Source organism: Campylobacter majalis, from assembly GCF_905120465.1.
GTDB classification, from domain to species: Bacteria; Campylobacterota; Campylobacteria; order Campylobacterales; family Campylobacteraceae; genus Campylobacter_A; species Campylobacter_A majalis.
In genome coordinates this window covers 1-19,290 of sequence record NZ_CAJHOF010000015.1, presented here as the reverse complement: position 1 = coordinate 19,290, position 19,290 = coordinate 1, and the positions used below count along the sequence as shown (strand labels likewise).

Below are 19,290 nucleotides of genomic sequence, written 5' to 3'. Positions count from 1 at the left end.
GATATGAGATATTGTTATATTTTTGGATTAATTTTGATATTTTTACTTAGTGGCTGTGTCGGCAGACAATACTCATATGAGAGTGGCTATAACGCGACTTCGCAAGATAGAGTTTTATACACGCAGGTTCTTAAAACAAAGGTTGATTGTAGCGATTGTAGTAGATTTTTTGGCAAAGAAGTTTTTATAAACGGAAGATATTATACTGGAGATGTTGCGTTAAAATGCTGCTTATCTAAAAATTTAATCGATACAGATATTGGATTAAAAAAAGTATATATCCACCGTGTTGTAGATAGACGTAAAGATGCGAAAGGTATAAGTTATACCAGCAAATATGGCAAGAAATGGCTTTATGATACTCGTCCTAGCATAGAGGCATTGTTTGTTATGTTTTTGCAAGATGAACTGAAATCACGTGGTATTTTGGTGGTTGATACGCAGACTTCACCATATACATATAAGCTTGATTTTGATATTAATTCTTTTGTTGCAGATTATGTTTATGGGGATAGAATTTTAAATGGTAGAATGTATGGTGGGCTTCGTATATCAAATATAAATTTTAAACGTGAGCTTGAAATTTCAACCAAACAACAAGTGCGTGAGCTAAGGGCGACTCAGGCAAAAGATTTTGATTTTTTTGTAGCTCTTTTAGCCAAACAAGCAGCAAATAAAGTCGCCCAAGTCATTGCTAGTTTTTAATGCGATGTTTTAAATGTGGCTCTTTTAGTCTTTTTGTATTTTGTAAAGTGTGCAAAAAGATACTATCTGAGCCGACCCCTGGAGTCAGAAAATTTAAAAATTTTAACGTTTATCATTTTTATAATTATTCTGAGATTAAAGAATTAATCTATTCTAAACATTCGCTTTATGGAAGTGCTATTTTTAGGGCTTTAGCTAGACTTAGTTTTTCTAAAATTGCTCGTAATTTAGAGTTGCAAACTGACGTATATGCTTTGCCAATAGATGACAAAAACGAAAATGGATATTCTCATACGGCAATATTAGCTAAAGCATGTAAATCAGATAAAATTTCCGTATTATATCACGCATTACACGCTAGTAATGATGTGAAATATAGTGGAAAAGATTTAAAATTTCGCCAAAAAAATCCAAGGAATTTTAAACTTTTAAAAAATATAAACAAACCAGTTATTTTAATAGATGATATTGTCACAACTGGCAGCACACTATTGCAAGCCAAGCAAATATGCGAGAAAAATAAAATACCCGTTGTTTGTGCTATAGTTTTGGCTGATGCGATGCATTAATTAAGTATCTTTAAAAACGAATAAACTTCTTGCACTCCATCGATGTGTTTAGCATACCAAATGGCGTGTTTTTCTTGTTCGATTTTGCTTATTACACCACTAAAAACCACATCACATCCAACCACGCTTACTCTGACATTTGTGCCTTTTATTATGCTGTCGCTAAATAAATTTTGCTTTAAATTTGCCAAAATATTAAAACTGCTACACTCATATCTGTCTTGCTTGGTTTTAAGGTAAGTGTACACGTTTTTTACACCGCTTGTCTGCTTTGCTAAATTAATCAAAATATCTTTTAGCTCATCTGATTTAATTAAGCCTATTAAATATACATCACCATAAAATACCTCTACTTCTAAATCTACCCAGCTTAACTCTTTGTTAAATAAAATTTTAGATTGGATTTTAGATTGGATTATTTTATCTTTGGTTATGGAGTATATTCCGCGTTCATCGCGTGTTATTGAGTAGGCATCATATACGTTTAGTGGTGCTGTAATAGGAGTAAGGCGAGATGCACAACCTGCAAAAAGTAAAACAAAGATTAAAGCTCTAACTATATCACACCACCTTAAAATTTAAAATATTTTATTATTTTAAGCTAAATAGAAAATAAAAATGCTATAATCCAAGCTCTATGCGGAGAGTAAAGTGATCTGGTGACACTCGCGGACTTCAAATCCGATGACGGAGCGGTTGACCGTTTTGTGGGGAGTTCGATTCTCTCACTCTCTCGCCACCTTATGCCTTAAATCCTAATTCCCTTGCTTTGCGTAAAAATAGCCTATATGATTTTTGCTCTTTTGTTTCAATTTTATAGCTTATGTATTTTAAATACCATATTATTTTTTCTTTTTCAATTTTTCTTGTTTGTGAGTATTGCTCTAATATATATTGTGGAATTTTAACTGGTCTTTTGGTAAAATTTTTAGCAAGCGATTTATAAAAACTCGTATATTTTGCACAAGTTAATCTACCAAAAACAAAAGGCAAACCCGTCTTTTTATACCAAATGTTTGCCAAATCATAAAAACACTCATCTCCATCAGTTAAATATGCCTTCAAAGCTCTGTCGCCTATTATTACTTCACCATCAATGTTTAAAATTTTAGCAAGCATATTTGAGCTAGCACTAGCTGGATCTTTTTTGTTTTTGCTATTTTTTCTAACCAACACGCTTTTAACGTCACGCTTGGCAACTATGCCCATGTTTAAAATTTTATATTTTTTATATCTGCTTTCTATGCTAGATATTACGGCTGCATCGATTTGATTTTTTTTAAGTGCTTTGTTTAGTTTTGCTGGGACATCTTTTTTGTGTTCGATCGATTTTTTTGTGTAGCTTTTTAAACTTGAACGCTTTAAAAATACGTGAAATGGTAAAAGATTTAAATAGTCAATTTTGCCAAATTTCATGATTGAAGAGGGCTTTCGCCCAAATTTTATTTTTCTTGTAGTTTTTTAGCTACGGCATTTACAACGTATGCCACCTCTTTTTCATCGCTTAATGCTATACGAGCTTGATCGCTTGATTTATCAGCATAATCAAGTATGGCTAAATCTATTCCAAACACTTTATTTAATGCCTCATAAAGAGCGTCACGTTGGCGTGATTTGTTGTATTTGCCGTATATTTCAAGTACTTTTTTGATATCTTCTTGCATTGTTTCTCCTTTGGATTAAATTTTAGCGTTTTAACGCACCTTAGCTAATTCTTAAATATGTATATTATAGCATTTTTTAGCTTGACTTTATGGTTAAAATTTTGTAAAAATTAACAAAAATTTAAAGGAAAGCAAATGAAATCACCAGCAGATATAATTAATGATGTTTCAGTATCTATGCAAAAACGCATTTTTATGCCATTTACAAGCATTGTTATGCTCTCTATTATGGCTGGAGGTGCGATAGCGATGGGTGATATTTTTTGGGCTCATTCAATAATTGGTGTTGGTGAAAATTTAGCAATTGGACTTAGCAATTTTATGGGCGGACTTGCATTTAGTTGTGGTTTAATGATGACTGTATTTTTTGGTGGGCATTTGTTTACTGGAGCTGTTTTGTCGGGCGTTAGTAGCTGTGATAAACGAGTGAGTTGGAGTAGGGGGCTTTGGTATTGGGTGGTTGTTTGGATTGGAAATTTTGTCGGCAGTATTTTGATTGCTTATATTTATTTTTACTCACAACTTCCCATGAAATTTGATTCATATTTGCTTTATAAATTTGTATCACTTGGTATAGATAAAACTACAACTGAGTTTTTGCCACTATTTTTGCGTGGAATATTTTGCAATATATTTGTGTGCATGGCGGTGTGGTCGGCATATGGTGCTAGTGATACGGCTGGAAAATTTTTTAGTATTTTATGGATGGTGGCTGCATTTGTCGCATGTGGCATGGAGCACTGTGTGGCAAATATGTTTATTATTACAGAGGCACTTTTGGCAAAATCATATCTTGCAATACAAAATGATAGCTTAAATTTGGTTGGTTTTTTGGTTAAAAATTTGCTTCCAGTTACTCTTGGTAATGTTGTTGGAGGATTTTGTTTTATTGCTATGGTTGGCTATTATTCACATAAAACCAAATAGTTGTTTTTGCTGTTGGTGAAATTTAGATACTAGGGTAATTTTTACAATATATGTAAATTTGCTGTTTGTAGTGACAAAACTACTCACAATAAAATTAGGTCCGATTTTGCCTAATTCCTGTCTTGCTGCTTGTTAATTTTTACTTTATTTATGGCTTTAAAAAAATGCTAAATTTATTAAACTATAGTTGTTGTTTTATGAAAATTTATAAATAAATCAATGTCAAAACAAGCGAAGCGCTCACGAAGTGATGTTTCTTTCTTGTGCTTTAGCACTCTCTTTGAGAAAACAAGCGAAGCACTCGGCATAGCCGATGTTTGTATAAAACTTCTCAAGCCCAAAAAAAAGGGGAGGGGGCGACGGTAGCGACCAAAGCCAAGCGAAGTATTTTGCATAGTCTATGTTTTTAAATTCCCATTAAACCAAAGGAATGATAGTAGTTACCGAATTTTTTGCAAAGTATTTTTAAAAGCTACGAACGAAGCAAGGTATAAATTTATTAAATTAGTAATGAGTATTGCAAAGCAATAAAGCTAAAAAGCCACTTAAGTTAAAATGACAAGCTATTAAGAAATTTGCCTTGAGTTATTTTGTAAAAATTAATAAATCATACGCACATTGTGCCTTGTTTAAATATTTTTTAACGCTACTACGTTGATAAGGATGTTTTGTTGAGTTTAAATTTATGATAAATGCTAAATTTTAAGGGAAAAATCCCTTAAAATTTATAATTTTGGACCAGCTTTTGCAAACTCAACGCCCTCTTTAACATCCTCATAGCGTTTAAAATTTGCTTCAAACATTGATACTAATTTATCACGAGTAGCAATGTACTCGTCCTTATTTTCCCATGTGTTTATAGGATTTAGTAGTTTTGTTTCAACACCATCTAGCTCTTTTGGTATTGCTAGGTTAAATTTCTCAAAATTTTCAAACTCGCACTTTGTTATACTTGAATCAAGTATTGCATTTATACACGCACGAGTTGCTTTAATGCTCATTCTTTTGCCCACACCATAGCTTCCGCCGCTCCAGCCGGTATTTACAAGATAGACATTTACGTTGTGCTTATCAATCTTTTCACCAAGCAATTTTGCATAAACTGTTGGATGTAGTGGCATAAAAGGTTCGCCAAAACACGCACTAAATGTCGCTTGTGGTTCCGTGATACCTCTTTCTGTTCCAGCAACTTTTGCTGTGTAGCCACTTAGAAAATAATACATTGCTTGTTCTTTTGTTAGCTTTGATACAGGCGGAAGCACTCCAAATGCATCGGCACTTAAAAATATAATATTTTTAGGGTGTCCTGCACTTAGGCTTGGTTTATGGTTTGCGATATGCTCTATCGGATAGCTAACACGCGTATTTTCTGTCTTAGAGCCATCTGAATAATCAACAACACCATTTTCGTCGGCGACAACATTTTCTAAAAGTGCATTGCGTTTTATGGCGGCATAAATTTCAGGCTCTGAGTTTGGATCTAAATTTATAGTCTTTGCGTAACAACCACCTTCAAAATTAAATACTCCATCGTCATCCCAACCATGCTCGTCATCGCCTATTAACGCTCTTGTAGCATCTGTTGATAGCGTTGTTTTTCCAGTGCCAGATAAACCGAAAAATAGTGCAGTATCGCCGTCTTTACCAACATTTGCTGAGCAGTGCATACTTAGTTTTCCTTCAAGTGGCAACCAATAATTCATCATAGAAAAAATACCCTTTTTCATTTCGCCACCATACCAAGTACCGCCGATTACAGCAACATTTTGCTCGATATTAAACACTACAAATACATCTGAGTTTAAGCCATCATCTTTGAAATTTTCATTTACGCATTTGCAAGCATTATATACTACAAAATCAGGTCTAAAGTCTTTAAGCTCTTCTTTGGTTGGGCGTATAAACATATTTTTAACAAAATGTGCTTGCCATGCTACTTCTGTGACAAATCTAACTGATTTTTTGCTCTTAGCACTAGCTCCACAATACGCATCTTGAACGTAGATGTTTTTGCCACTAAGTTGAGCTTTTGCCTTTGTTAAAAGCTTGTCAAATAACTCGGTTGTTATTGGTTGATTTACCTTGCCCCACGCTATATATTTTTGACTTTCGTCTTGTTTGACAAAGTATTTATCCTTTTGACTACGACCAGTAAAAACTCCAGTATCTACTATAAAAGTGCCATTGCTTGAAATTTTGCCCTCGTTTTGAGAAACCTCGTGTTTAAAAAGTTCATCATAACTAAGATTGTGATAAACATTTTTAATCTCTTTTAGGCCTAGCTTGTCTAAACCATTTATCATTTTTTATTTCCTTTTTATTTAAATATAGATAATAATACACCAGCCGCAACTGCTGAGCCTACGACACCAGCTACGTTTGGACCCATTGCATGCATTAAAAGAATATTTGTTTTGTCTTCTTTCATGCCCTCTTTGTTTGCTACACGTGCCGCCATTGGCACAGCACTTACACCGGCTGCACCTATTAGCGGATTGAGTTTTGTTTTGCTAAATTTATTCATTATCTTTGCCATTATTATACCACTTGCTGTGCCGATAGAAAACGCCACAAGCCCAAGCACTATAATACCAAGCGTGTTTGGTACTAGAAATTTTTCAGCTGCTAGTTTTGAACCGACTGCAAGTCCTAAAAATATCGTTACTATATTTATAAGTGCATTTTGTAGAGTGTCGTTTAATCTTTGAACTACTCCACTTTCTCGCACCAAATTTCCAAAGCATAACGCCCCTATGAGTGGCGTAGCGTCTGGAAGTATTAACACACAAAGCATTAAAAGAGTTATAGGAAAGATGATTTTTTCTCTTTTGCTTACCTCTCTTAGCTGTGTCATTTTGATTTTTCGCTCAGCCTGTGTTGTTAAAGCTCTCATGATAGGTGGCTGTATAATAGGAACAAGAGCCATATAACTATATGCAGCAACAGCAATGGCACCTAATAAATCTGGTGCTAAGCGAGATGCTAAAAAGATGGCTGTCGGACCATCTGCTCCGCCTATTATTCCAATCGCTGCTGCATCTGATAGCGAAAAGCTAAAAAGTGATGTGTATTGTGAAAGTGCTAAAGCTCCAACAAGAGTGGCAAATATGCCAAATTGTGCAGCTCCTCCTAAAAGTGCTGTTTTTGGATTTGCCAAAAGCGGACCAAAGTCTGTCATCGCACCAACACCCATAAATATAATAAGCGGAAAAAGTCCCGTTTCGATACCAAAACTATAAATAATGCCTAAAAATCCATCCGCTCCAGCTATCATGGCTATAGGAATGTTGGCTAAAATTCCACCAAAGCCAATTGGTATAAGCAAAAGCGGTTCAAAGCCCTTAACTACGGCTAAATATAAGAGTAAAAAGCATACAAAAAACATAATAATTCTACCAAAAGATTGGTTGAAGTTTGAAATTTTTACCCCTTTTTCGTCCTTTAAATTTTCATCAGGGTTTAACAAGGCGTATATGCCTGTAGAGCTGTAAAAACTACTAAACAGCTCCGACATTGATTTTTCTTTATATTCGACACTTGTGTTGTTACTTGAAGTGCTTGAAGTGGCATTTACTGTAACTCCAAGCATGATTATCAATAAAATTTTAAATACAAAGCCACGAAACATCAAAATTACATCCTGGCTAATATTTGTGCATTGGCTACGTTTTGACCCTGTGTAACCTCTATAGATCGTATAATGCCGTCTTTTGGTGCGGTGACTTCTATCTCCATCTTCATGGCTTCTAGAATAAAGACTATTTGCCCCTCTTTTACTGCATCGCCAGTTTTTACTAAAATTTTAAATACGCTTCCTGGTAAATTTGCTACAATAGCTTCGCCCAATCCATCGTCTGGTATATTTTGCGTGATTGTAGTAGTATTATTTGTTTGATTTGAAACTGGTGAGATTGTTTTTATCTGTATATCTTGACTAAAACCTTCGCTAACCTCGACATTGTAGCGGTTGCCATTTACTACAACGCTATATTTGCCGATATTGCTTGGATTTTTTGGTTCGTCTTTTGGTGAGTTTTGCACACCTTTTCTTACGCTGACTTTTGCTTCGCCTTTTAAAAACGCTATGCCTTTTTCTTTACAGGCTGCTACAATAAATAGATTTTCATCGCTTACTGGTATGTTTTCTTTTTCTAAAATTTTACGAACGTAAGCTAATGATTTTGTTTCATCAGCATCGGCTATATCAATAGCGTTTTTAGTAGTTGGCTCTAGTCCAAGCTGCTCGCTTGCTAGTTTTACTATCTGTGGATCTGGTTTAACTGGAGTTTTTCCAAAATAGCCAAGAACCATTTTGCCATATCCATCGGCAATCTTTTTAAATTTACCAAACATTACATTATTAAATGCTTGTTGGAAGTAAAATTGACTAACAGGCGTCACTGATGTGCCGTATCCGCCAAGCTCGACAACTTCACGCATCGCTTTTATGACTTCTGGAAATTTCTCTAAGCAATTATTGTCTCTCATCATTTGAGTATTTGCCGTTAATGCACCACCTGGCATAGGCGAAAATGGTATAAGTGGGCTAACTTGCGTTGCCTCTGGTGGCATAAAATATTCACTTAGGCAATCTTGTAAAACGCTTTCATATTTTAAAATTTTCTCTGTATCAAGCCCTAAATCGTAATCTTTGCCTTTTAGTGCATGAAGCATTGTTAAGATATCTGGTTGAGATGTGCCACCACTAACTGGTGCCGCGGCTAAATCAATACCATCCGCACCAGCCTCAAGTGCAGCCAAATAACACGCTACACTAACACCAGCTGTTTCGTGAGTATGAAGTCTAAGATGGGTATTTTGTGGTAAGAGTTTTCTTGCCATTTTTATGGTTTCATATACTTTTTGTGGATTTGACGTGCCGCTTGCATCTTTGAAACATATACTATGATATGGTATGCCTGCATCTAAAATTTCACGAAGTCGTTTTTCGTAAAAATCAACATCGTGAGCACCGCTACATCCTGGTGGCAAATCCATCATTGTGACTACTATTTCGTGCTTTAGTCCATAATGAGCTATTCTTTCGCCTGAGTATTTTAAATTTTCAACATCGTTTAATGCGTCAAAATTTCTAATAGTAGTTGTGCCGTGTTTTTTAAACAATTTAGCATGCAAATCAATAATTTCGCGACTTCCAGTATCAAGCGTTACTGTATTTACGCCACGAGCCAAAGTCTGTAGATTTGCATCTGCTCCAGCTACTTGTCTAAATTTATCCATCATATCAAATGCATCTTCATTTAAATAAAAATACAAGCTTTGAAATCTAGCACCACCACCAAACTCAAAGTGTGTAATACCTGCCTCTTTTGCTGCACTTACTGCTGGCAAAAAGTCATTCATAAGCACTCTAGCACCATAAACGGATTGAAAACCATCTCTAAACGTGGTGTCCATTACATCAATAAATTTCTTAGCCATTTTTGCACCTTTTTAGATTTTACTTTTTTTATATCTAATTATAGCCACACTTATGGCAGCTAGTAGCTCAGTATCATTTGTGCTTTGACAGATTTGATTTGTGCATGGTAAATCTTCACTTAAATTAATACCAGCATTGCTAAATTTTTCAAGAATTATGCCTTGAATTTTTAACACAAAAACCATCAGCGTCAAGAATAAAAACACACAACTCATGCCAAGTAACGTAAAACTTAAACCTTCACTAACTAAATCCACCCTACAAGCCTCTCTTTTAATTGTATTTTACAATTACTTTTCTTATATGTTATTTATGAGAAAAATAACATATATATCATTATTGCAAGAACAAATAATGGAGATATGTATCTAACTAAGAAATACCAAACTCCTATCATCCAATCGGTCATATATGGTCTAAATAGTGTATAAATCGCCTCTTTTTTAATAACATAACCAGCAAATAATGCTCCGCCTATACCACCAAGTGGAAGTAAAATTTTCTCTGCTGTAAAATCAAGAAGTGTAAAAAAATCCTTGCCAAATAGCATATATTTCTCGCCTATTCCTTCTATATTTGCAAATATACAAAGCACACCAAGAATAAAAATACCACTTCCAACTGCTACAAGCGATTTTGTGCGACTCATGTGAAATTCTCGTATTAAGAAAAACACAAATGGCTCTATGATTGATATTGCTGATGTAATAGCAGCAAAGATAAGTGCTGAAAAAAACATAACCGATAGTATGTTTCCAACAATACCAAGGTTTGCAAAGAGCGTTGGTAGGGACATAAACACAAGTCCAACTCCTTGAGATGGTTCAGCATTAAACTCAAATATAAAAGTAAATATTACAAGTCCAGCAATTATGGCAACTGCAATATTAATCGCTACGACACTAATGGTTGATTTAAATAGATTGGTTCCATCTGCAAGTGATGCTGAGTATGTGATGATAACAGCCATACCAAGAGACATAGTAAAAAATGCTAAGCCTATCGCTGAAAATAACGAATCAAGTCCAATTTTTGAAAAATCAGGAACCAATAAAAATTCAGCCGCTTTTATAAATCCGCTCATAGAAAATGAATAAAGCAACATAAATATTAGCATTAAAAATAGAGCTGGCATCATCCATACGCTGATTTTTTCAATGCCGCTTTTTACTCCACGTGATAAAATAATAATACATGAGGCAAAGGCAATCGCAAAAAATATCAGCTGACCAAGCCAGTCTTTGGTTAGAAATTCCATAAACAAAGTCTTTGATGTATTCATGTCGCTTGGCAGAGCTGTTGGTAAAGATGATAATGATATGCTTAAATATTTAAAAACCCAACCAACTATTACAAGATAATAACTAGCTATCATCGCTGCTGTTAGCATTGTGGCTCCACCTACATAGCCCCATAGTGTTTTGTTTTTGGTAGTAAGTTTTTTAAATGCATTTACTGTATCGCTTTCGCTTAATTTACCTATACTAAGTTCAGCTAGAAATACTGGTATCGCGACTATTGCACATATTAAGATGTATAAAAGCACAAATGCTGAGCCACCATTTTGTCCTACGACATATGGAAATTTCCAAATAGCTCCAAGTCCTACAGCAGATCCTGCCACCGCAAGGACATAGCCTATCTTACTAAAATGTTCTTTTGCCATATTTTCCCCTTAAAATCCTATTTTACTAATTAAAATTTCAATCAAATCAAACTCGTTTAAAAACACACACATAACACAAATAGGTGCTACAAAACGTAACAAAAAATACCATGCATTAAATATAATTTGCCCCATATGTGGTAAAAATAACTCTTTTAATCTATTTTTTTCCATATAAAATCCAACAAATATACAAAATGCTATGCCACCAAGTGGAAGCAAGATATTTGAAGCAAGTAGATCAAGAATTGAAAAAAAGTCTTTTCCAAAAAATTCCAGTGTATGTTTAGTATCATTTATGCCAGATAAGGCACACATGATACCAAGAGTATAAACAACGCTACCAACTATAAATATAGCCTTAACACGACTTAGATTAAAATTTTTATGCAGATATAATATGCATGGTTCTACCATGGATATCGCTGATGTAAGTCCGGCAAAAACAAGTGCTATAAAAAATGTAAAACTTAATATATTGCCAAATGCTCCAATTTTAGCAAAGAGTGTTGGAAGTGCGACAAAAACAAGTCCTGGACCACTCATTACATCGTAATCAAACTCAAAAACAAATGTAAAGACAATAAGTCCTATAATGATACTAATTAAGACATTTAAAATCACAACATAAAGCGAAGAAGTAAAAAGATTTGTTTTATCATCAAGATTTACAGAGTAGCTAAGAATACAACCTATGCCAACACACATTGTAAAAAAAGCAAGTCCTAGTGCCATAAAGATACTTGTTTTATTTAGTTTTGAAAAATCAGGCACTAGAAGAAATTCTGTTGCTTTTGAAAACCCATCCATGCCAAACGAAAAGCCAAGCATTAGCATCAAAAGAACAAATAAAATTGGTATAAGCCATAAATTTATACGTTCAATGCCTGCTTTTACGCCTTTTGTTAAAACAAAAAAATATGCAAAAAATGCTAAAGAAAAATATAGTATTTGTTCAAATATATTTTGTGTTACAAATGTTTCAAATAATGCCCCAGAAGCACTCATATCGTTAGGGAGTGTGTTAAATGAGCTAATTGCATATCTCATGACCCAGCCAATAATTAGTGTATAAAAAGATGCTACAAGTATGCCAGTTATCATGAAAATTCCAGCAAAAGACCAGAGTTTTGAGTGTTTTAAAGCGAGTGATTTAAATGCATTAACTGTATCTGAGCGAGAAATTTTACCCATTGCCATCTCTGCAAAAAATATACTAAGCCCAACTATAAGAGTAAAAAATAGATATACAAGGACAAATGCTGATCCACCATTGCTACCTGTCATGTAGGGAAATTTCCATGCATTACCAAGTCCAACTGCGGCACCAACGATAGAGAGTATAAAGCCAATTTTGCTAAATTTATCATTCATGTTTTTACTTTAGTATCTGATAAAGTGCTATGGCTAAAATAGCGATTGGAACAATGTAGCGAAGCGAAAAATACCAGCACTCAAATATAAGTTTATTCATAAAATTTCCAAAAAGTATATATAAACTCTCTTTTTTAAGAATAAAACCAACAAAATAGCTAAATACAATTGCTCCTATTGGCATTAAGATGTTTGATGTAAAATAATCCAAAATATCAAAAAAACTTTTATTTAAAATCGTAAATGAAGTTGGCTCGTAAAATGAAACTATACATAATATTCCAAGTATATATACAAATACACCTATATAAGTTAAAGCTAACTTGCGAGAAATTTTAAATTTATTTATTAGATAAAACGTAAATGGTTCTATCATAGAAACTGCTGAAGTTACACCTGCAAACAAAAGCGATATGAAAAATGCTACAGCCAAGACATTGCCGACAAAGCCCATTTTTGCAAAAAGTGTCGCAAGCGAGACGAAAATAAGCCCTGGACCAGCTTGCGTCGTATCTGCACCATATGCAAAGACGAATGTAAATACAACAAGACCCATCATAATGCCAACTAATATGTTTATAAATATAATAGAGAGTGTTGATTTAACAAGATTTGTTCCATCGCTTAGACTTGCTGCATAAGTTGGTATAACGCAAACGCCCATTGAAAGCGAGAAAAACGCCAAGCCTAATGCGCTAAGTACAACATCTGGAGTGATTTTACAAAGATCTGGTATAAATAGAAATTTCGCCGCTTGAATAAAACCATCCGTGTAAGAAACAGAATAAGCTAACATTACGATGAGTAAAATAAAAAGTGATGGCATCATCCATACATTTAGCCTTTCTATGCCGCTCTTAATCCCTTTTGATACCACAAAAAATACCATACAAAAAACAGATGTAAAGCATAAAAAAGAGTTAAAAAATTCGTTTGAAATTAACGAACCAAACATAGCACCAGCCTCTTCTGTTGTGTTTGGTAGTGACGAAAAACTTAAAAATACATATTTTAAAATCCAACCAATTACTAGCATGTAAAATGATGCTATCAAAATGGCACCGATCATAAAAAATCCAGCTAAACTCCATCTGTTTTTATTTTTTGGTGCGAGTTTTTCAAAACTATGCACAGGGTCTGTTCCACCCAGTCGCCCTATGCTAAGTTCTGCTAAAAACGCAACAAATGCTATACCAAATGTAAGCAGTAAATAAAGCACTATAAATGCTGAACCACCGTTATTTCCAACCATGGTTGGAAATTTCCATGCGTTGCCAAGTCCGACAGCCGAACCAGCCATTGCTAGAATGAATCCGATTTTAGAAAATTTATTATTCACTTAAAACCTTAAAAAAACTAATAATTGGCAAAGGATATCATAACTAAACTTTTATTACACATAAACAATAAGTAAATTTAAAATTTTAAAAAAAGTTTGTGAAATTTTGAAACACTTATAAAAAGCTAAAATTATAAAACAAAATTTAAATAAAATTTTAGCTTTATTTATGTAATATTAGCACTTAGCAATGCATTTAGTAGGGGACAGAGCCGAAATATGTGTTGAAATTTTATTAAGGAGCAACGATGAAAAAAATCGTTTTCTTACTACTTGGACTATCTGCGTTCGCTTTTGCGGCTGACGGCGATGGCATATCAATCATAAAGGCAGCTTCTGTTATAGCAGCTGGCGTAGGTTTAGGTTTGGCAGCACTTGGTGGTGCTATCGGTATGGGTAACACAGCAGCAGCTACTATTAGTGGTACAGCTAGAAACCCAGGCGTAGGTAGCAAACTAATGACTACAATGTTTATCGCACTTGCGATGGTTGAAGCACAAGTTATTTACGCACTTGTTATAACACTTATTGTTCTTTACGCAAACCCAATGCTATAATAAACGCCTCGCACAAAAGCGAGGCTTGTTTTTCATTTAATCTTAAAGGTAATATGCGATCATGGTGGAATTGGTAGACACGCTATCTTGAGGGGGTAGTGCCAGTAGGTGTGCGAGTTCGAGTCTCGCTGATCGCACCATTTTAAAATTTTTAAATAAATTAGCAGTTTAAATTAAAAGTCTCTGTAAAATTTCTAGCTATTGTGATTTTTTCATTATTTTTTATCAAAATTTGTGGCATTGTTCTACTTAAAAACATATAAATTCCTTCCGTAACAGAATAGGCACCAATATTCTTAAAGATCAAAATATCGCCTATACTAACATCTTCTAAATTTATTCTTCTTGCTAAGATATCATTGGTTGTGCAAAGACTTCCGCATATGCAGTATTGTTTATTTTTTGTTATGCGGGGGGGGGGGGTGGTGCTATTGGTGCATTTTACGTGTTCTATCACAGGTGTTTTCATGCCCATTGCACTACCTATATAATTAACGTGATTTATACCACCATCTATAAAACAGTAATTTACATCGCCTACGGATTTTATCTCATTTACTTGCGTTAAATATTGTCCGCACTCTTGCACCAAAAATCTGCCAAGCTCAATAGTAATTTTTATTTTTAATTTGCTTTTATCTATGCACTCTTTTAGTTTTTTTGCTGGCAAAAGCGTATCGCAAAAGTCATCATCTATAAAAATTGGCATTGCAAGTCCAGGTCCATATTCGAGTTCGGTAAAATCAAAGTTGCATTCTTGTTTTATCTTTTTTAAAATTTTTTCGATATTTTTGATGTCGTCTTCTTGTTGATTTTGTTTTTTGCGTTGAGTTCCTATAAAATAGTGCAAACCTACAATTGTTACATTTTTGTAACTATCTTTATGATTAAGTATGTCTATCATCTCATCTTGTGACATGCCAAATTGACTTTGGGTATTGATTCTAAGCATAATAAAAATTGTTTTGTTTAGATCTTTTGCGGTATTATTTATAAGTTTTAATTGATTTTTGGACTCAGCCGTCAGTGTCGTTACTCCATATTTTATAGCTTCAGCAATATCATCAGTTTCTTTAACAACACCTGAATATAATATCTTGGACGCTTCAATCTCTTGTGATATACAAATTTTAAGCTCACCTGGTGAGCAAACTTCTAATTTATCTACTTGATTTGCGATATATTTGGTTAAAAATGGATTTGCTTTGATGGCATAGCAAAGCCTTATGTCTTTAAATATCTCTTTTATATTGCTTATCCTATCAGAGAGACTTTTTATGTCAAATACATAAGAAGGGGTTTTGTATTTTAGGGCTATTTGTTTTAGATTATTCATGAAATTATCTCCATATTTAGTAGTTTTTCTCGATCTATTTTTGCATTTTTATTAAGTGGCATTATCTCAAGTTGTATAATTTTTGATGCCAACATATAATTTGGTAAAATTTCTTTCATCTTTTTTGTTAGTCTGTTTTTTTCTAAAGTCCCTGTGTAAAATAGCATAATTTGATTTTTGTTATATATTACGCAAACCCTATCTACGCCGTTAATATCTTGCACGCTTTTTTCTATCTCGCTTAGCTCTATTCTGTGACCCATGTGTTTTATTTGAAAATCTTTTCTACACACATATACTAGTTCAAAATTTTCGTTATATTTAGCAAGATCGCCAGTCTTATAGATGCGTTCAAAATGTGTGCTATTTAGTGGGTTTTGTACAAAAACTTCACTGCTTTTTTCAAAGTCATTATAATAGCCTTGAGCTACACAAGAACCGCCTACGCAAATTTCGCCTTCTATGCCGACTTTATTTATTAATTTATTTTGTTTGTCTAGTAAAAATACTTTTTTATTGGCAAATGCTTTGCCTATTGGAATATAATCGCTGTATTTTTGTGTGATTATGTGATATGTGCAGTTGCATGTTATTTCTGTTGGTCCGTAAAGATTTGCATAAAGTGCGTTTGGCAAAAATTCTTGCCAAATTTTAAGGTGTTTTATAGGCATTATCTCGCCACTAAATAAGACCTTTTTTATTTTTGTTGGCACTTTGTAGCTAAACCCTCTCATTTGTGAGAGTAGACAAACTGCACTAACTGCCCATATTATAGTATTTACTTCATGATATATTAAAAGATCAATAAGTTTTGTAGGCATTGAAAAATAGCTTCTTGGCACTATTATCACTTTGGCTGCTGCAAATACTGCACTATATATATCTTTTGCACTTACGTCAAAGTCAAATGGAGCTTGGTTGGCGATGATGCTTTTTTTATTGATGTCAAAAATCTTAATAAATTCTGGTATAAATTCTATGATGTTTGCGTGTGATATTGCAATTGCCTTTGGTGAGCCTGTGCTGCCACTTGTGAAATTTATATAAAGCAAGTCCGTGCTTAAAAATTCTGCTTTTGTTTTTGCGATTAGTATCTCGTCAATATCAGTCTTTAACATATTTTCTATTAAGATTATCTTTTTATTTTTAATATTTTGCTTTGCGTTTTGATAGTTTTGTTCGTCGGTCAATATGACATTGGCTTTTAAAATTTCAAGTTTTTTGTGGAGTCTCTGACTTGGATCATTGACATCTAAAAATGCATAAGCACATCTAGCATATGCTACACCAAACATAGCACACAGGGCATTTATAGATTTTGGTACATAAAAGGCAATTGGCGTGTTTGGCTTGACTTTGTTTTTGATAAGATGGCTTGCTATTTTTTTGGCATTACTTAATAAATCTTTAAAATTTATACAGCCATATTCATCTATAAATGCTGTGTTTGATGCAAATTTATTAGCTGTTTTTTCTAAATAAAAGATGACATTATTCATTTTTTTGTTGTAGCCTTTTTATCATTTTCATCATATTTTGTGCCGAGTTGAAATTTTCATGCGTGATATTTTCTGGAGATATGATAATATCAAAGCTATCTTCTATTTGCATAATGCTTTGCATAATATGAAATGAATCAAACAAACCATCATCTATAAGTGTTTGGCAGTTTTCGTAATCCACATCATCTCTAACCTCTCTCAATGCTTTGATTAATTTTTTCATTTTTATCCTTTCAAATTTAATTTAAAACTCTATTATGGTGCTTAAATTTTGCTTCTTGGCTTTTGTAAATATATCATATGCAAGTGCTATATCTTGCGTTATCATTCCGCCGGATGCAAACAACACAATGCCGTTTTTATCTAAAATTTCCCTTTTTTGATTTTTTAGTATATCGCTTATACTGACTATCTCGTATTCGTTTATTTTATTATTGTGAACTAAGTCAGCATATTGATTTCCTAAAATCGATAGACTTTTATAGGCTGGATATCCAAGTTCATCTATGTAACTTTGATACATTTTAAAATTATCTGCGACTTTTATGGCATCATTGATTAAAAATTTATCTGACATTCTAAAAAACGAAGGAGCGTTTATGATTGCATTTTGTTTTATCCATTTCGATCTAAGTATTGGCATGTCTGCCACACTTTCATATTCAAATCCTGTATTTATACTGATCAAATCACACTCTTTTACACACTCTTCAAGCGATTTTGTTTCATAAATTTTAACATCATGTTTTTTAGCAAAATAATCTATGAAATTTTTAACACCTTTTTGAGTATTGCCTTTTACTTTGATTGTTTTTACTTCTTTGTTACTACGCAAAATTCCTTCTAAAAATAAAGAGTTAATTTTACCAGGACCTATAATAGCTACGTTTAAAAATTCTTGCTTTTTAAGCAACTGCATTGCGTAAATTGATGTTGCTGCTGTTCTATAGGTGGTTAGTAAATTTGCGCTCATTATGCATAGCGGATAGCCTGTGGCAATATCATTTAGCATAAGCATATATGTAGTTTCTGCAAAGCCTGAGCCTTTTATGTTTGGTCCATGCCATTTAATTCCTGACACGTTATAACATCCACCAAGATAGCCAGGCATGGCTATAAAAAGACTACTATTTGGCATATGCAGTCTGCAACCATGTGAGTTTTTATTTTTACCCGACATTGTATATTTATCATCTTTAATGCACTCAAACATATCTTGCATAGTTTTTATGCTATCGTCTATGTTTAAAAGTCTAGATTGAATTTCTTGTGATATGTATCTTATACGCATTATTTTGCCTTTAAATTTATTTTAAAAAATATCTATCATCTTTTTTTAATTTTTCACCAATTGTTTCATATGCTGCTTTTGCGTCTATGATATAAATGTCACTACCTGCAAATTTTACTTTTTTTGCTGCACCGCTTTGCATTAATACATTCATTCTTTTTGTGGTGTCTGGTATTGGATTGATGTCTAAATTTCTGACAAAATACCAAATGTCTTTTTTGCTTGAAATTCCCATCTCATCAATCATGACTCCACTAAATTTCTTAAGATATCTATATGATACGCAGTGTGCTTGCTCAATAAACATCGCATAGCTAAATGCTTTTTTGCCACAGCCAAGCAAGACTATCTTTGCATTGTTTTTATACATCACATCAAAAGCAGAATTTTTGCCAAAGCATTGTGTAAAATCATGCTTAAACTCATCTATTTTGCGCCCAAAAATAGCATGAGAAAATATCGGATCGTTTGTGCGATAAACACCTTTTTTAAATCTAAAGTATTCCCCCAATGCTCCAACTTTGCATGTTGAGATTTTTTTATTATATATTTCTGAGTTGCAAAAACTATATGTAAATGTCGGTATAATTAATGTGCCATCTTGCTTAATAATACTTAACAATGTATCTTGTATAGCTTGTAAAAAAATATCTTTGCTTTGTAGGATTTTGCCAAATTTTGTAAAATCGCTATGAACGCACACCATATCTGCTGAAGATATTCCACATTCTAAAATTACATCTTTTAATTCTTTGTTGTTAAATTTTATGCCGTTATATTCAAATATATCAATCACTTTACCTCCTTTATTAACCCATTTTCTAAAAGTTTTTGCACTACATTTTCAAGCTCATATGCTTTTATATTAAGTCTATTGGCGATATCTATACAGTCTCGTTTGCCATCACATAGGGCTA

General features: G+C 33.5%; 20 protein-coding genes and 2 tRNA genes. 6 read left to right on the top strand and 16 right to left on the bottom strand.

The genetic code is table 11. The annotated features are described in order from the left end of the window. The first annotated feature begins 3 nt into the window (after window positions 1–3). Both LQU93_RS07510 and LQU93_RS07505 read left to right on the top strand, forming a co-directional pair. A complete protein-coding gene (locus tag LQU93_RS07510) occupies window positions 4–705 on the top strand; it encodes a hypothetical protein (protein ID WP_229933267.1) in 702 nt (233 codons plus the stop codon). Beyond that, window positions 705–1,274, top strand: coding sequence for a ComF family protein (locus LQU93_RS07505; protein ID WP_229933266.1), 570 nt, complete (start codon window positions 705–707; stop codon window positions 1,272–1,274). Before LQU93_RS07510 ends, LQU93_RS07505 begins: the two co-directional genes overlap by 1 nt. Here the strand turns inward: LQU93_RS07505 and LQU93_RS07500 are convergent. Further along, window positions 1,271–1,834, bottom strand: a complete 564-nt coding sequence (locus tag LQU93_RS07500) for a BON domain-containing protein (protein ID WP_418884080.1) — start codon at window positions 1,832–1,834, stop codon at window positions 1,271–1,273. The genes LQU93_RS07505 and LQU93_RS07500 overlap by 4 nt on opposite strands. 81 nt (window positions 1,835–1,915) lie before the next feature. Here LQU93_RS07500 and LQU93_RS07495 point away from each other — a divergent pair. Next, window positions 1,916–2,013 (top strand) — tRNA-Sec (locus LQU93_RS07495). A gap of 2 nt (window positions 2,014–2,015) precedes the next feature. Here LQU93_RS07495 and LQU93_RS07490 read toward each other — a convergent pair. Then, a complete protein-coding gene (locus tag LQU93_RS07490; protein ID WP_229933265.1) occupies window positions 2,016–2,690 on the bottom strand; it encodes an MqnA/MqnD/SBP family protein in 675 nt (224 codons plus the stop codon). Window positions 2,691–2,716: 26 nt separating this feature from the next. After that, window positions 2,717–2,938 (bottom strand): hypothetical protein, encoded by a 222-nt coding sequence (locus LQU93_RS07485; RefSeq protein WP_229933264.1) that lies wholly within the window; start codon window positions 2,936–2,938, stop codon window positions 2,717–2,719. Window positions 2,939–3,073: 135 nt separating this feature from the next. Between LQU93_RS07485 and LQU93_RS07480 the strand changes: the two genes are divergently transcribed. After that, on the top strand, window positions 3,074–3,865 hold the full coding sequence (locus LQU93_RS07480) for a formate/nitrite transporter family protein (RefSeq protein WP_229933263.1): 792 nt from the start codon (window positions 3,074–3,076) through the stop codon (window positions 3,863–3,865). Window positions 3,866–4,590: 725 nt separating this feature from the next. Here the strand turns inward: LQU93_RS07480 and pckA are convergent. Genes pckA through LQU93_RS07445 form a run of 7 tightly spaced genes read right to left on the bottom strand, consistent with a single transcriptional unit; the run spans window position 4,591 to window position 13,687 of the window. After that, entirely contained in the window at window positions 4,591–6,165 is a 1,575-nt protein-coding gene (gene pckA / locus LQU93_RS07475) for a phosphoenolpyruvate carboxykinase (ATP) (RefSeq protein WP_229933297.1), read from the bottom strand. Window positions 6,166–6,182: 17 nt separating this feature from the next. Further along, on the bottom strand, window positions 6,183–7,454 hold the full coding sequence (locus LQU93_RS07470; protein WP_229933296.1) for a sodium ion-translocating decarboxylase subunit beta: 1,272 nt from the start codon (window positions 7,452–7,454) through the stop codon (window positions 6,183–6,185). Window positions 7,455–7,498: 44 nt separating this feature from the next. Continuing rightward, entirely contained in the window at window positions 7,499–9,307 is a 1,809-nt protein-coding gene (locus tag LQU93_RS07465) for a biotin/lipoyl-containing protein (protein WP_229933262.1), read from the bottom strand. A 12-nt stretch (window positions 9,308–9,319) separates the two neighbouring features. After that, complete coding sequence (locus tag LQU93_RS07460; RefSeq protein ID WP_229933261.1) at window positions 9,320–9,565, bottom strand: OadG family protein; 246 nt, start codon at window positions 9,563–9,565, stop codon at window positions 9,320–9,322. Between the two features lie 53 nt (window positions 9,566–9,618). Continuing rightward, window positions 9,619–10,974: a sodium-dependent transporter gene (locus tag LQU93_RS07455; protein ID WP_229933260.1), complete on the bottom strand. Its 1,356-nt coding sequence runs from the start codon at window positions 10,972–10,974 to the stop codon at window positions 9,619–9,621. 9 nt (window positions 10,975–10,983) lie between these two features. Next, the gene (locus tag LQU93_RS07450; protein WP_229933259.1) at window positions 10,984–12,348 is read right to left on the bottom strand and encodes a sodium-dependent transporter; all 1,365 of its coding nucleotides are present in this window, start codon (window positions 12,346–12,348) and stop codon (window positions 10,984–10,986) included. 4 nt (window positions 12,349–12,352) lie between these two features. Further along, window positions 12,353–13,687: a sodium-dependent transporter gene (locus tag LQU93_RS07445; RefSeq protein WP_229933258.1), complete on the bottom strand. Its 1,335-nt coding sequence runs from the start codon at window positions 13,685–13,687 to the stop codon at window positions 12,353–12,355. A 248-nt stretch (window positions 13,688–13,935) separates the two neighbouring features. Here LQU93_RS07445 and LQU93_RS07440 point away from each other — a divergent pair, with 248 nt between their 5' ends. Both LQU93_RS07440 and LQU93_RS07435 read left to right on the top strand, forming a co-directional pair. Next, the gene (locus LQU93_RS07440; protein ID WP_229933257.1) at window positions 13,936–14,244 is read left to right on the top strand and encodes a F0F1 ATP synthase subunit C; all 309 of its coding nucleotides are present in this window, start codon (window positions 13,936–13,938) and stop codon (window positions 14,242–14,244) included. 55 nt (window positions 14,245–14,299) lie between these two features. Continuing rightward, window positions 14,300–14,384: transfer RNA gene (locus LQU93_RS07435), tRNA-Leu, on the top strand. A gap of 20 nt (window positions 14,385–14,404) precedes the next feature. Here the strand turns inward: LQU93_RS07435 and LQU93_RS07430 are convergent. The 6 genes from LQU93_RS07430 to LQU93_RS10125 form a co-directional block, all read right to left on the bottom strand. Then, complete coding sequence (locus LQU93_RS07430) at window positions 14,405–15,580, bottom strand: diaminopimelate decarboxylase family protein (protein WP_229933256.1); 1,176 nt, start codon at window positions 15,578–15,580, stop codon at window positions 14,405–14,407. Then, on the bottom strand, window positions 15,577–17,079 hold the full coding sequence (locus LQU93_RS07425; protein ID WP_229933255.1) for an AMP-binding protein: 1,503 nt from the start codon (window positions 17,077–17,079) through the stop codon (window positions 15,577–15,579). The genes LQU93_RS07430 and LQU93_RS07425 overlap by 4 nt, the downstream gene beginning before the upstream one ends. Continuing rightward, window positions 17,072–17,305, bottom strand: coding sequence for an acyl carrier protein (locus LQU93_RS07420; RefSeq protein WP_229933254.1), 234 nt, complete (start codon window positions 17,303–17,305; stop codon window positions 17,072–17,074). Before LQU93_RS07420 ends, LQU93_RS07425 begins: the two co-directional genes overlap by 8 nt. Before the next feature lie 21 nt (window positions 17,306–17,326). Beyond that, the gene (locus tag LQU93_RS07415) at window positions 17,327–18,373 is read right to left on the bottom strand and encodes a Rossmann-fold NAD(P)-binding domain-containing protein (protein ID WP_229933253.1); all 1,047 of its coding nucleotides are present in this window, start codon (window positions 18,371–18,373) and stop codon (window positions 17,327–17,329) included. Between the two features lie 16 nt (window positions 18,374–18,389). Continuing rightward, window positions 18,390–19,169, bottom strand: a complete 780-nt coding sequence (locus LQU93_RS07410) for an AAC(3) family N-acetyltransferase (RefSeq protein WP_229933252.1) — start codon at window positions 19,167–19,169, stop codon at window positions 18,390–18,392. After that, window positions 19,166–19,290: winged helix-turn-helix domain-containing protein (locus LQU93_RS10125; protein WP_418884079.1), on the bottom strand; the 125-nt coding region annotated here is incomplete at its 5' end. The genes LQU93_RS07410 and LQU93_RS10125, both read right to left, overlap by 4 nt.

Bases quoted from the DNA above. Each gene is read 5' to 3' on its own strand.
- LQU93_RS07510 (WP_229933267.1), top strand. From the start codon at position 4: ATGAGATATTGTTATATTTTTGGATTAATTTTGATATTTTTACTTAGT.
- LQU93_RS07505 (WP_229933266.1), top strand. From the start codon at position 705: ATGCGATGTTTTAAATGTGGCTCTTTTAGTCTTTTTGTATTTTGTAAA.
- LQU93_RS07490 (WP_229933265.1), bottom strand. From the start codon at position 2,690: ATGAAATTTGGCAAAATTGACTATTTAAATCTTTTACCATTTCACGTA.
- LQU93_RS07485 (WP_229933264.1), bottom strand. From the start codon at position 2,938: ATGCAAGAAGATATCAAAAAAGTACTTGAAATATACGGCAAATACAAC.
- LQU93_RS07480 (WP_229933263.1), top strand. From the start codon at position 3,074: ATGAAATCACCAGCAGATATAATTAATGATGTTTCAGTATCTATGCAA.
- LQU93_RS07470 (WP_229933296.1), bottom strand. From the start codon at position 7,454: ATGCTTGGAGTTACAGTAAATGCCACTTCAAGCACTTCAAGTAACAAC.
- LQU93_RS07465 (WP_229933262.1), bottom strand. From the start codon at position 9,307: ATGGCTAAGAAATTTATTGATGTAATGGACACCACGTTTAGAGATGGT.
- LQU93_RS07455 (WP_229933260.1), bottom strand. From the start codon at position 10,974: ATGGCAAAAGAACATTTTAGTAAGATAGGCTATGTCCTTGCGGTGGCA.
- LQU93_RS07450 (WP_229933259.1), bottom strand. From the start codon at position 12,348: ATGAATGATAAATTTAGCAAAATTGGCTTTATACTCTCTATCGTTGGT.
- LQU93_RS07440 (WP_229933257.1), top strand. From the start codon at position 13,936: ATGAAAAAAATCGTTTTCTTACTACTTGGACTATCTGCGTTCGCTTTT.
- LQU93_RS07430 (WP_229933256.1), bottom strand. From the start codon at position 15,580: ATGAATAATCTAAAACAAATAGCCCTAAAATACAAAACCCCTTCTTAT.
- LQU93_RS07425 (WP_229933255.1), bottom strand. From the start codon at position 17,079: ATGAATAATGTCATCTTTTATTTAGAAAAAACAGCTAATAAATTTGCA.
- LQU93_RS07420 (WP_229933254.1), bottom strand. From the start codon at position 17,305: ATGAAAAAATTAATCAAAGCATTGAGAGAGGTTAGAGATGATGTGGAT.
- LQU93_RS07415 (WP_229933253.1), bottom strand. From the start codon at position 18,373: ATGCGTATAAGATACATATCACAAGAAATTCAATCTAGACTTTTAAAC.